Genomic DNA, 13,488 nt, shown 5'->3' on the forward strand with positions numbered 1-13,488 from the left:
CATCGCATCCGATGTGGGGGCCGCCGTACGCGTGCGAAGAGACCGAGGTCAGGAGCGCGCCGCCGCAGGTGTGAGCGCGGCGGGATCCAGGTTCACCAGGGCCAGTTCCTCGGGGAGCAGGGGAGGGGCGGTCAGCTCCGGGTGGCGTTCGTCGGCGCGCATCGCCATCAGGAAGCGGTTGGAGCCGAGCTCGGTCTGCGGGGCGTTGAGGCTCATCACGTCCGTGACGATCTCGGACGCCTTCGGGGAGCGGATCGACGCGGCGGTGATGGCGTCGGCGAACCGCAGGCGCTGCTCCGTGTCGACACCGATGAGCCGTGGATCCGCCGCGTCCACACGGCAGTTGACGTAGTCGATGTCCTTGGACGAGGCGAGGATCCACGGGTCGTCGACGGTCGCGCCGATCGCCTGCTGGATACGGCGGCCGACACCGGCTCCCGAGTCCAGCTGCCCGTCGCGGCCGAGTTCGCGATCCAGGGTGGCGGCGCAGCGCGCGGCCGAGCTCATGCCGTGACCGTAGATCGGATTGAACGCGGTCAAGGAGTCACCGACGACGAGCAGACCGTCGGGCCACTGTTCGAGCCGCTCCGGGTACAGGCGACGGTTGGCGCCGGAGCGGGAGCCGAAGACGGGGGTGAGCGGCTCGGCGTCCCGCAGCAGTTCGGCGACGAGAGGGTGGCTCAGGTTCTGCGCGAACGGCAGGAACCCCTCTTCGTCGGTGGGCAGATGGGCGCCCCGCGTACACGAGAGTGTCGCGATCCAGCGCCCGCCCTCGATGGGGTAGACCACGCCGAAGCGGCCTGGCTCGCGGACCCTGTCGTCGGCGGCGATGTTGACGGCGGGGAAGCGCGCCGTCGCTCCGGGCGGCGCCTGGAAGAGCCGCGTGGCGTAGGCGACGCCCGCGTCCACCACGTCTTCCTGGAGGGCGGGAACCCCGAGCGCCGAGAGCCACTGCTTGAGCCGGGAGCCGCGGCCGGTGGCGTCGATCACCAAGTCGGCCTGCAGCGGCGTACGGCGGTCGCTGTCGAGGTCTCGTACGACGACGCCGGTGACGCGGCCTTCGCCACCGGTCAGCTCGACGGCCTCGGTGCGCTGCAGGACGGTGATGTTCGCGGGAGCCAGGGCCTGCTGACGTACGGTCAGGTCGAGCAGCGGGCGGCTGGCGAGGAGCGCGAACTGGGTGGCGGGGAAGCGATGCTGCCAGCCCTGCCCGGTCAGGGTCACCAGGTCCTCGGGGAATCCGAGGCGGCGGGCGCCCGCCGCCAGGAGCCTGTCGGCGGTGCCGGGCAGCATGTCCTCGATGAGGCGGGCACCGTTGGACCACAGCAAGTGGGCGTGGCGGCCCTGCGGAACTCCCTTGCGGTGCCGGGGCTCGTCGGGCAGGGCGTCACGTTCCACGACGGTGACGCTCTCCACGTGGCGGGCCAGGACATGGGCCGCCAACGTTCCTGCCATGCTGGCGCCCAGTACGACGGCGTGTGCTGGTCGGGTGGTGGTCACGCGCGGATCCCTTCGGAGTGGCTGGTGTCGGCGGGCTCGTCCATGGTCACGTCCGTCACTCCCCAGAACGCCTGGACCCGGCGGCCGAGCCCGTCCTCGTCGAGTTCGACGATGCCGACGATGCGGAAGGTCATCGGCCGCGGACGCTGCACGGTCACCACCGTCGGCGTCACCACGAAGCGGTCGTCCATCGAGGTCATCGGCGGTCCCGGAACCTCGTGCGTCCCGCAGGAGACGGCCAGTTCCAGGTGCCGGCGCAGATCGTCCTTGCCCACCATGGGCGGGCGTCCCACCGGGTCCTCGAAGACGACGTCGTCCGTGAACAGGTCGAGAACGCCTTCGATGTCGCCGGCGTTGATCCGCTGGGCGTAATCCAGTGCCATCTTCTTGCGCGCGGCCTCGTCGGGCACGGCTCCTCCAACAGGACTCCAACAGGAATGGACAGATGCGGGCTGCGGGTCAGCCGAGGAGCGTGAGGTCGGACGTGCCCCAGTACGACTTCAGGTGCCGGATCAGGCCGGACGCGTCGAGGCGCATCACGAGCATGGCCGTGCGCCGAAGACGCGCCGCCTCCGGGGCGTCGGGACCCTTGAGCCAACCCCGCTCGGCGTACGGCGGGCCCACGGGCAGGTAGTCCATGACCGAGGTGACCTGGAGCAGCACGTGCGTGCCGTCCTGCCCGGCCACGGGCTCGGCCGCCTCCTCGCGCAGGTGCGCGGCGAGGAGCAGCCCATAGTGCGTGCGCAGGGCGTCGTGCCCGCCGAGCGGCGGCAGGCCGACCGGGTCCTCGACGACGGCGTCGGGCGCGTACAGCTCCACGATCGCGTCCAGGTCCCCGGCGTTGATCCGGCGATTGTGCTCCAGGGCGCGCTTCTTGCGCGCGAACTCGTTCATCGCTGTCCCTCCACTGTCTGTCCGTTGCCCTGTCCGTTGCCGCTGTCCCTGCCGAGGTCCCGGTCGATGAACGCGAAGATCTCGTCGGCCGACGCGTCCTGGATACGGGCTGCCACCGCGGCTTCGTCGGCGGTGCTTTCCGACACGTCGAGACGGGCCAGCGTGGCGCGCAACCGCCCCGCGAGCTCGGCCCGCGCCGTGCCGTCCTTCGAGGAGACCGAGAGCAGTGAGGTCTCCAGGCGCTCGAACTCCTCCAGGACGTCGGCGAGCGGATCCGCCGCGCGCGGCGTCAGCTCCTGCCGCAGATGACCGGCCAGCTCCACCGGGTTGGGATGGTCGAAGACGAACGTGGCGGGCAGCTTCAGGCCGGTCGCCGCAGCGAGCCGGTTGCGCAGCTCCACGGCGGTCAGCGAGTCGAAGCCGAGGTCCCGCAGCCCTTGGGTGGCGTTGACGGGCGTGGCCGCGTCGTAGCCGAGCACCGCCGCGATGTTCGTGCACACCAGGTCGAGCAGGGTCTGCTCCCGCTCCGCGTCGGACATCGCGCCCAGCGCCTTGAGGAGCGCGGACGTGCCCGCCGTGCCGGAGCCGCCGCTCCTGCTCTCGCCGCGCACCAGGTCCCGCAGCAGCGCCGGAGCGGCGTGGCTCTGGGCCTGCCTGCGCATCCGGGCCAGGTCGAGGCGGACCGGCGCGAGGAGCGGCAGACCACTGGCCCACGCGGTGTCGAGGAGGGCGAGACCCTCGTCGGCGCCGAGCCCGATCACACCGGCGCGGGCATGGCGCGCCCGGTCGGCATCGGTGAGCCGACCGGACATCCCGCTCTCCAGGTCCCAGTAGCCCCACGCCAGGGACGTCGCCGAGGCCCCGCCGCTGTGCCGGTGCCCGGCCAGGGCGTCCAGGAAGGCGTTGGCGGCCGTGTAGCTGCCCTGGCCGGGACCGCCGAGCAACCCGGCGACCGAGGAGTACAGGACGAAGGCGGACAGGTCCGCGTCGCGCGTCAGCTCGTGCAGGTTCCAGGCGGCGTCCGCCTTCACCCGCATCACCTCCTCGACCTGCTCGGCCGTGAGGTTCTGCACCACCGCGTCGCTCACGGTGCCCGCGCAGTGGAAGACGGCGTTCAGCGGATGCTCCCTCGGCACGGACTCCAGCAGGGCGGCGGCCGCGTCCCGGTCGCCCGGGTCGCAGGCGGCGAAGGTGACCCGCGAGCCGAGCGCGGCCAGTTCGGCCGCGAGCTCCAGCGCTCCGGGGGCATCGGCGCCGCGCCTGCTGGACAGGAGCAGGTGCCGGGCTCCGTAGTGGCCGACCAGGTGGCGGGCCGTCAGGGCGCCCAGGGCGCCCGTACCGCCGGTGATCACCACCGTGCCCTCGGGATCGAACGCGACGGGCAGCGTGAACACGGTCCTGCCCGCGGTGGACGGTGCGGCCCACGCCGTGGGCGCCTGCCGGATGTCCCACACGGTCACATCGAGCGGCGTCAGACCGCCCTGCGCACTCAACTCCGCCAGTTCGTAAAGGATTTCCCGTACGCGCTCGGGTGCGGGCGGCTGCACCACCTGCCCGGCGTCCGCGCCACCCACACGGCTGATCACCAGCGCACCGTCGCCGTCCTGCTGGACGAGGACCACCGCCGGATCGTGGTCGCGGACCGCGCCGCCCGTGAGCGGCGTGCCGTCGACGACATCCGCCTGCCAATGGCGGGCGAGGCGCATCGCGGCCCAGCCCACGGGGCCCGTCCCCTCCTCGATGAGCAGCGAATCACCGGCGCGCGGCGCCGCCACGTCCGCGAGGGCGTGGAACGCGGCCACATAGGCGCCCACGGCCCCGGCGGCCTCCGCCCAACTCCAGCCGGCCGGCACCGGCGTGAGCAGGCCCGCCTCGGTGACGGCCACCGGCCCCACCGCGCCGAACACGCCCATCACACGGTCGCCCACGGCCACGGCAGCCACCTCGGCGCCCACCTCGGTCACCACACCGGCGCCCTCGACCCGGGGCGCGTCCGGGAAGCCCGGATCGGGCGCGGCGGCCCGCAGCGCCACCCGCACCTCGTGCGGGGCCAGTGCGCGCCCGGCCTCGGGAGCGTCGACGAGGGCCAGGGACCGCCCCGCACCCTCGCCCTCGACCTGCGCCAGACGCCACGTGAGGGACCCGACCGGCGGTGCGAGCCGCCTGGAGGCGTCGTCGCGTGCGAGCCGCGGGACAAACACCTGCCCCTCGCGCAGCGCCGACTCCGGTTCACCGGACGCCGACGCGTACGCCACCGCAGAGAGGGAAGCCTCCGACCCGTCCACGTCCAGCAGCGCCAGGCGGCCCGGGTTCTCGGCCTGTGCGCTGCGCACCAGACCCCACAGGGACGCGCCGGGCAGATCACCGGTCTTCTCGCCGGGCCGCGTGGCAACCGCGCCCCGAGTGACGACGACGAGCCGACTCGCCTCGAACGCGGAGTCGTCGAGCCACTCCTGGAGCAAGGACAGCAGAGAAACGGTCGCCAGCCGCGCGTACTTAGCGGTATCGCCGCTCGCCCCCTCCTCGGAAGTGGCACACACGGCGAGTACGACATCAGGCGCCTGGGCCCCGGCCGCCACCCGCGCCCGCAGCTCGGTGAACGAGTCCTGGACGCCTTCGGCGGGCAGCGTACGGGCAAGGGCCGCGCCCAGCGGGTCCCCGTCCGGCGTGACGAGGGCGCAACGCGTGGCATCGTCGCCCTCCTCCGCCCGCGCGGCCGACTCCGTCCAGACCAGCCGGAAGAGCGCGTCACGATCCACGGCCCGCGCACCCGCGATCTGATGCGCCGCGACCGGACGTACGGTGAGCGCATCGAGCGTCAGGACCAGAGACCCGGCGGTGTCCACGGCCGTCAGGGCCAGCTGATCCGGCGCGGTCCGCGCGATACGCACCCGCAGCCTCTGCGCACCCGGAGCGTGCACCTGCAATCCGCTCCAGGAGAACGGCAGCAGCACCTGATCGGTGTCGGCGGACGACGTGACCGCGTCCAGGATCAGCGCGTGCAACGTGGCGTCGAGGAGCACCGGGTGCACCTGGTAGCGGTCGGCCCGGCCGCTCTCCGTCTCGGGCAGTTGCACCTCGGCGAAGATGTCGTCCCCGAGCCGCCAGGCAGTCGTCAGCCCTTGAGAGGAGGCCCCGAAGTCATAGCCGTACGAGGCGAGTTCGCCGTATGGGTCGGGCCCGGCGACCGGCGTGGCACCGGGCGGCGGCCAGGCACCGCCGAGCGGGGCGTCCGCGGTGTCACGGGCGCCGGGTGCCAGCACACCCGCGGCGTGCCGGGTCCACACGGCCTCCTCCTCGCGCGTGGGCCGCGAGTAGACGGACACGGGGCGCTGCCCGTCCCCGGCCAAGGCGCCGACCGTCACCTGTAGGTCGACCGCCCCCGCACCCTCGTCCCCGAAGGCCAGCGGTGTGTGCAGCGTCAACTCCGCCAGCCGCTCGCAGCCACTGCGCACACCGGCCTGCAACGCGAGCTCCACGAAGGCCGAACCCGGCAGCAACACGGTGTCCATGACCCGGTGCTCGGCCAGCCACGACTGGTCCCGGGGAGAGATCCGCCCGGTCAGCAGATGGCTGCTGCCGTCGGCAAGCTCGACTGCGGCCCCCAGCAGCGGATGTCCCGCCGAGGAGAGCCCGAGCCCCGCCGGATCCCCGGCGAGCACCCTGCCGCCTTCCAGCCAGAACCGCTCCCGCTGGAAGGCGTACGTCGGCAGATCCACCACCTGCGGCAGAGGAACGGCCGGGAACCAGCCCGTCCAGTCGATGTCGGCACCCGCGGTGAAGGCCTGGGCGGCGGCACGGGTGAGCTGGGTGGTGTCGCCGTGGTCGCGACGGAGGGTGGGGATCACGGTGGCGGGCATGTCTGCCTGCTCGATGGTCTCTTCCATGCCGAGGTTGAGTACGGGGTGGGGGCTGGCCTCGATGAAGAGGCGATAGCCGTCTTCGAGCAGGGCCTGGATGGTGTCGGCGAATCGGACAGGCTGGCGCAGGTTGGTGACCCAGTAGTCGGTGTCCAGGGCGGTCGTGTCGTCGAGGCGTTCGGCGGTGACGGTGGAGTAGAAGCTCACGTCCGTGGCCGTTGGCCGGATGCCGCTCAACCGTTCGGTGAGTTCGTCGCGGAGTTGGTCGATCTGGGGTCCGTGGGAGGCGTAGCCCACATCAATGACCCGGGCCCGCAGGCCTTCCGCCTCGGCTGCGGCGACCACGGCCGCGACGTGCTCGGGAGGTCCTGAAATCACGGTGGAGGAGGGCCCGTTGACGGCGGCGATGCATACTCCGGGCCGGTCTCCGATCAGCTCGGCTGCCTGCTCGGCTCCCGTACCCAGAGAAGCCATGTCGCCGTGCCCGGCCAGCTGTCGCAGTGCGTCACTGCGTACGGCGACGATGCGTGCGGCATCTTCCAGGGACAGCGCCCCGGCCACACACGCGGCGGCCATCTCGCCCTGCGAGTGGCCGATGACCGCGGCCGGGGTGATCCCGTGGTCGGCCCACACGGCAGCCAGTGAGACCATGACCGCCCACAGCACCGGCTGCACGACCTCCACCCGGGACAGCTCCGTGCCGTCCCCGCGCAGCACCTCGGTCAGCGACCACTCCACGTACGGTGAAAGGGCCTGCTCACACTCATCGATACGTGCCGCGAACACTGGTGATTCATCCAGGAGTTGGGCACCCATGCCCACCCACTGCGAACCCTGACCCGGAAACACCAGCACAGGACCGGCGCCGGATGCGCCCTGCACCACGCCCTCGACGACATACGGCGACGGTTCACCCGCCGCCAACGACCGCAGACCGGCAAGAAGATCCTCGCGGTCCCGGCCCACCACCACCGCCCGGTTCTCGAACACCGACCGGCTCTTGACCAGGGACCAGCCCACATCGAGGGGCGACGCCGGCTGCGCATCCGTGGACACGTGCTCGGCGAGCAGTCCGGCCTGTGCCCGCAATGCCTCCTCGCCGCGGCCCGACACCACCCACGGCACCACCCCGGCCGGTGCGTCGGCCGTGGGCGCGCTCACCGGCTCCGGAACGTCCGGGGCCTGCTCCAGGATCACGTGCGCGTTCGTGCCCGAGATCCCGAAGGCGGACACCCCGGCCCGGAGCGGGCGTTCGCCGCGCGGCCAGGCGACCGGCTCGGACAGGAGCCGCACTCCGCTGCCGTCCCAGTTCACGTGCGGTGTGGGCGCGTCGATGTGCAGCGAGGCGGGCAGCTGCTCGTGCCGCATCGCCATCACCATCTTGATCACACCGGCGACACCGGCCGAAGCCTGCGCGTGGCCGATGTTCGACTTGATCGAGCCGAGCCACAGCGGCCGGTCCTCGGGCCGGTCCTTTCCGTACGTCGCCACGAGCGCGCCGGCTTCGATGGGATCGCCCAGCATGGTGCCGGTGCCGTGCGCCTCCACCGCGTCGACCTCATCGGCGGAAAGGCGGGCGTTGGCGAGCGCCTGCCTGATCACCCGCTGCTGCGCCTGTCCGTTGGGCGCCGTGAGCCCGTTGCTCGTGCCGTCCTGGTTGATGGCCGAGCCCCGGATCACCGCGAGGACCTTGTGGCCGTTGCGCCGTGCCTCGGAGAGCCGCTCGAGGACGACAAGGCCGACTCCCTCGGCCCAGCCGGTGCCGTCCGCGGCGGCGGCGAACGGCTTGCACCGCCCGTTCTTGGCGAGGCCCCGCTGCAGGGAGAACTCGACGAACGCGCCAGGCGTGGCCATCACCGTCGCACCGCCCGCGAGCGCCAGCGAGCACTCGCCCTGCCGCAGCGCGTGCGCCGCCTGGTGGATCGCCACCAGAGAGGACGAGCATCCGGTGTCCAGCGTCATGGCAGGGCCTTCGAGGCCCAGGACGTACGACACCCGGCCGGAGGCGACACAGCCCAGGTTGCCGGTTCCGATGTACCCCTCCACCTCGGTGGGCTGCTCACCGACGAGCGCCAGGTAGTCGAAGATGGTCAACCCGGCGTACACCCCGGCGTTGCTGCCCTTGAGGGTGTCGCGGTCGAGCCCGGCGCGTTCGATCGCCTCCCACGCCGTCTCGAGGAGCAGCCGCTGCTGCGGGTCCATCGCGATGGCCTCGCGCGGGCTGATGCCGAAGAACCCGGCGTCGAAGTCGCCCGCGTCATAGAGGAACCCACCCTCGCGGACATAGCTCGTGCCGCGGCTCTCCGGATCCGGGTCGTACAGCGCCTCCAGGTCCCAGCCCCGGTCCTCGGGGAAGTCCCCCATGGCGTCCTTGCGGGCCACGACCAGGTCCCACAGCTCCTCGGGGGAGCGGACTTCTCCCGGATAGCGGCAGGCCATGCCGACGATCGCTATCGGCTCGTCGTTGGCCGCGGCGGTGGCCGCGTGCGTCGCGTCGGCGCTCGCCGTGTCACCCGACAGCTCGGCCCGCAGGACGTCGGTGAGCGCGTCGGGTGTGGGGTGGTCGAAGACCACCGTGGTCGGCAGCGTCAGGCCCGTGCTCTTGTTGAGCCGGTTGCGCAGCTCCACTGCGGTCAGCGAGTCGAAGCCGAGTTCCTGGAACGGCTTCGTGGCCGGTACGGCGTCGACATCCGAGTGCCCCAGCGTCGCCGCGGCCTGCGAGCGCACATGCTGGAGCAGCAACTGCCGCTGCTGTGCCGGTTTCGCCTCGGTCAGCTCCCGCTGGAGCGACGACGTCTCCGCCGACTCCTCCTGCGACACGGGCGTGCTCGTCCGCCGGTTCTCGGGCAGATCGGCAAGGAGGGGGCTGGGCCGCTGTGCGGTGAACGTCGGCGTGAACTGTGCCCAGTCGAAGTTGGCCACGGTCAGCGTGGTCTCGCCCGAGTCGAGGGCCTGCTGCAATGCCTTGATGCACAGGTCCGGGCCGAGCGGGTGCAGACCGAATCGGCTGAAGAACGTCAACGCGGCCTGATCGGAGGCCATACCGGCTTCGGCCCAGGGTCCCCAGGCGATGGAGGTGGCGGGGAGTCCCTGGGAGCGGCGGTGTTCGGCGAGTGCGTCGAGGAAGTGGTTGGCGGCTCCGTAGGCGCCTTGCTGGCCGCTGCCCCATACGCCGGCGCCGGAGGAGAACATGACGAACGCCGACAGGTCCAGGTCCCGTGTCATCTCATGCAGATTCAGCGCGGCACGTGACTTGGGCTGCAACACCTCGTCCAGCTCGGCGCCCGACAGATCACCCAACGCGATGTAGTTCGGCACGCCTGCGGCGTGGATGACGGCGGTGAGGGGGTGTTGGTCGGGGATGTTGTCGAGGAGGTGTTGGATTTGGTCGGGGTCGCTGACGTCGCAGGCGGTGATGGTGACGGTGGTGCCGAGTTGGGTGAGTTCGGTGGTGAGTTCCTGGGCGCCGGGGGCGTGGGGTCCGCGGCGGCTGGTGAGGTGGAGGTGGGGTGCGCCTTGGTGGGCGAGCCAGCGGGCCAGGACGGCGCCGATGCCGCCGGTTCCACCGGTGATGAGGGTGGTGCCCTCCGGCCGCCAACTGATCCTGTCGGCAAGGGGGGTGCCGGTCGTGGCGGGGGCATGGGTGAGGCGCCGTGCGTGGGCGCCCGACGGCCGGATGGAGATCTGGTCCTCGTCCTGCGGGGTCAGACTGGTGGCCAGGCGTGTGAGCGTGTGGTGGTCGATACGCGCGGGCAGGTCGATGAGCCCCGCCCAGAGGTGGGGGTGCTCCAGGGCGGCGACGCGACCAAGCCCCCAGACATGTGCCTGGACAGGGTGCGTGAGGGGGTCGGTGGCGCTGGTGGAGACGGCGCCCTGGGTAATGGTGTGAACGGGAGTGGTGGCGCCGTTGTCGCTGAGGGCCTGCACGAGCGCGGTCGTCGCGGCCAGCCCGGCGGGCACGGCCGGGTGGTCGGGATGGGCTTCTTCATCCAAGGCCAACAGATTGACGATCCCGACGTACGAGTCGTCACCCATCAGGGAGAGAAGTTCCTGGGCGAAGGCGTCGCGCTCCACGGCCCGTGAGTCGACCACGTGTCGCCTTGCCTCGCCGCCGTGGGTGGCCAGCGTCTGCGCGGTCGCGAGGACGGCGGGGTGATCGGGGTGAGCGGCGGGGACGAGCAGCAGCCAGGCCCCGCTCAGTTCCGGCGCCACGGTGTCGGCCAAATGCTTCCACGTGACGTGATAGCGCCAGGAGTCGATCGTGGACTGCAGCCGATGCCGTCGCCGCCAGGCCGAGAGAACCGGCAGCGCGGGCTCCAGCGCCTGTACCGTCTCCGCCTCGCCCTCGATTTCCAGACTGGCGGCGAGGGCGTCGATGTCCAAGTCCTCGATCGCCTGCCACACCTGGGCCTCGACCGCATCGTGACCACTGCCCGACGATGTCACTGCCGCGGGCCCTTCCACCCAGTAGTGCTTGTGCTGGAAGGCGTAGGTGGGCAGGTCGACGGTGCGGGGGACGGGCTCGGTCGGGAACCAGCGACGCCAGTCGATGTCCGCGCCCGCGGCGTATGCCTGGGCGGCGGCGTGGGCGAGCTGGGTACGGCCTCCGTGGTCACGGCGCAGGGTAGGGATTGTGGTGGCCGCAGTGCCGGTCTCGTCGATGGTCTCCTGTATGCCGAGGTTGAGTACGGGGTGGGGGCTGGCTTCGATGAAGAGGCGATAGCCGTCTTGCAGCAGGGCTTCGATCGTGTCGGCGAAGCGGACCGGTTGGCGCAGGTTGGTGACCCAGTAGTCGGTGTCCAGGGCGGTCGTGTCGGTACGTTCGGCGGTGACGGTGGAGTAGAAGCCCACGTCGGTGGAAATGGGCTGGATGCCGGAGAGTCGTTCGGTGAGTTCGTCGCGGAGTTGGTCGATCTGGGGTCCGTGGGAGGCGTAGCCGACGTCGATGACGCGGGCCCGCAGGCCTTGCGTCTCGGCTTCGGCGACCACCGCAGCGACATGCTCGGGCGGGCCCGAAATCACTGTGGAGGAGGGCCCGTTGACGGCGGCGATACAGACTCCGGGTCGGTCTCCGATCAGCTCGGCGGCCTGCTCTGCGCCCGTGCCCACAGAGGCCATGTCGCCGTGCCCGGCCAACTGCCGCAACGCGTCACTGCGTACGGCGACGATGCGTGCCGCATCCTCCAGCGACAAAGCCCCGGCAACACACGCGGCGGCCATCTCTCCCTGCGAGTGACCGATGACCGCAGCAGGCTTGATCCCGTGATCAGCCCACACAGCAGCCAGTGAGACCATGACCGCCCACAACACCGGCTGCACGACCTCCACCCGGGACAGCTCCGTGCCATCCCCGCGCAGCACCTCGGCCAGCGACCACTCCACGTACGGCGAAAGAGCCTGCTCACACTCGTCGATCCGAGCCGCGAACACCGGTGATTCATCCAGGAGTTGGGCACCCATGCCCACCCACTGCGAACCCTGCCCCGGAAACACCAGCACCGGACCGGGACCCGTGTCCCCAGCCACCCCCGACACCACACCGGCACTCGCCTCACCCGAAGCCAAAGCCTCAAGCCCAGCACTCAGCGACTCCCGGCCCTGGCCAAGGACGACCGCCCGGTGCTCGAAGGCGGATCGACCGGTGGCGAGTGACCAGCCCACCTCCGCCGCTTCCGCATGTGTATCCGCACCCACGAACTCGCCCAGACGACACGCCTGTTCCCGCAGCGCCCCCTCTGTCCGCCCGGAGATCAGCCACGGGAGCACCGCACCCTGCGCGGGCTCGGGCCTGACCTGCTCCGTGCCTGAGGGCGCTTGCTCCGGTGCCTCCTCCAGGATCACGTGCGCGTTCGTGCCCGAGATACCGAAGGACGACACGCCCGCGCGGCGCGGGCGTTCGCCGCGTGCCCACGGGACCGGCTCGGTGAGCAGCCGTACGCCGCCCCCCTCCCACTGAACGTGCGGGGTCGGCTCGTCGACGTTCAGGGTGGCGGGCAGCAGTTCACGCTGGAGCGCCATCACCATCTTGATCACACCGGCCACACCGGCGGCGGCCTGCGTATGACCGATGTTCGACTTCACCGAACCGAGCCACAGCGGCCGCTCTTCCTCGCGCTCCTTGCCGTACGTCGCGATGAGAGCTTCGGCCTCGATGGGGTCACCCAGCTTGGTGCCGGTGCCGTGCGCCTCCACGACGTCGATCTCGGAGGTGGAGAGCTGCGCGCTGGAGAGCGCCTGGCGGATGACCCGGCGCTGCGACGGCCCGTTGGGGGCGGTGAAGCCGTTGCTCGCACCGTCCTGGTTGATGGCCGAACCGCGCATCACCGCGAGGACCTGGTGGCCGTTGCGGCGGGCGTCGGACAGCCGCTCCAGGAGAATCAGCCCTGCGCCTTCGCCCCAGCCGGTGCCGTCCGCGGCGGCGGCGAACGGCTTGCAGCGGCCGTTGGGGGCCAGGCCGCGCTGGCGCGAGAAGCCGGTGAACACCTCGGGCGTGGACATCACGGTCACGCCGCCCGCGAAGGCCAGATCGCACTCGCCCTGGCGCAGCGCCTGCGCCGCGAGGTGCATCGCGACGAGTGAGGAGGAGCAGGCGGTTTCGACGGTCACCGCCGGGCCCTCGAGGCCGAGGGTGAAGGAGACCCGGCCGGACAGGACGCTGGGCGCCGTGCCCGCGTACCCCTCGGTCGCCTTGCCCGCGAGGTCGCCCTGGGTCTGATTGCCGGTCGTCGCGGCGCCGACGTAGACACCGGTGGGGCTGCCTTTGAGCGAGGCGGGGTCGATGCCCGCCCGTTCGAGCGCCTCCCAGGACGTCTCCAGGAGCAGGCGCAGCTGTGGGCTGCTGGCCAGGGCCTCACGCGGGCTGAAACCGAAGAACCCGGAGTCGAACTGGTCGGCGGCGCCGAGGAATCCGCCCTCGCGGACGTAGCAGGTACCCGGGTGGTCGGGGTCCGGGTGGTAGATGCCCTCCAGGTCCCAGCCCCGGTCGGTGGGGAACGCCTCGATGGCGTCGCCGCGCTCGGCGACCAGATCCCACAGGCCCTCCGGCGACTCGACGCCGCCGGGGAAACGGCAGGCCATGCCGACGACGGCCACCGGCTCCTGGTGGCGCTCCTCCACCTCACGCAGTCGCTGCCGGGTGTCATGCAGTTCGCCGGCGACCCTCTTGAGGTAGTCGACCAGTTGCTCTTCACTCGCCATGAGAGTTCACCCCAGCCTTCAGCGTGGTTGTCGCGCC

The 13,488-nt window shown here is 71.5% G+C and carries 4 protein-coding genes; all 4 read right to left on the reverse strand.

What is annotated here, in order from left to right; all coding sequences use genetic code 11:
• Positions 1-48: 48 nt before the first annotated feature.
• The 4 genes from ACFUPX_RS29470 to ACFUPX_RS29485 are packed head-to-tail and all read right to left on the reverse strand — an operon-like array spanning position 49 to position 13,451.
• Positions 49-1,500: an NAD(P)/FAD-dependent oxidoreductase gene (locus ACFUPX_RS29470; RefSeq protein WP_383329202.1), complete on the reverse strand. Its 1,452-nt coding sequence runs from the start codon at positions 1,498-1,500 to the stop codon at positions 49-51.
• On the reverse strand, positions 1,497-1,910 hold the full coding sequence (locus tag ACFUPX_RS29475) for a nuclear transport factor 2 family protein (RefSeq protein ID WP_383329205.1): 414 nt from the start codon (positions 1,908-1,910) through the stop codon (positions 1,497-1,499). The genes ACFUPX_RS29470 and ACFUPX_RS29475 overlap by 4 nt, the downstream gene beginning before the upstream one ends.
• A 49-nt stretch (positions 1,911-1,959) precedes the next feature.
• Positions 1,960-2,394, reverse strand: a complete 435-nt coding sequence (locus ACFUPX_RS29480) for a nuclear transport factor 2 family protein (RefSeq protein ID WP_383329208.1) — start codon at positions 2,392-2,394, stop codon at positions 1,960-1,962.
• Positions 2,391-13,451: a type I polyketide synthase gene (locus ACFUPX_RS29485; RefSeq protein ID WP_383329210.1), complete on the reverse strand. Its 11,061-nt coding sequence runs from the start codon at positions 13,449-13,451 to the stop codon at positions 2,391-2,393. Before ACFUPX_RS29485 ends, ACFUPX_RS29480 begins: the two co-directional genes overlap by 4 nt.
• Positions 13,452-13,488: the final 37 nt, after the last annotated feature.

Origin of the sequence: Streptomyces sp. NPDC057302 (assembly GCF_042667685.1) — a bacterium.
GTDB lineage: Bacteria > Actinomycetota > Actinomycetes > Streptomycetales > Streptomycetaceae > Streptomyces.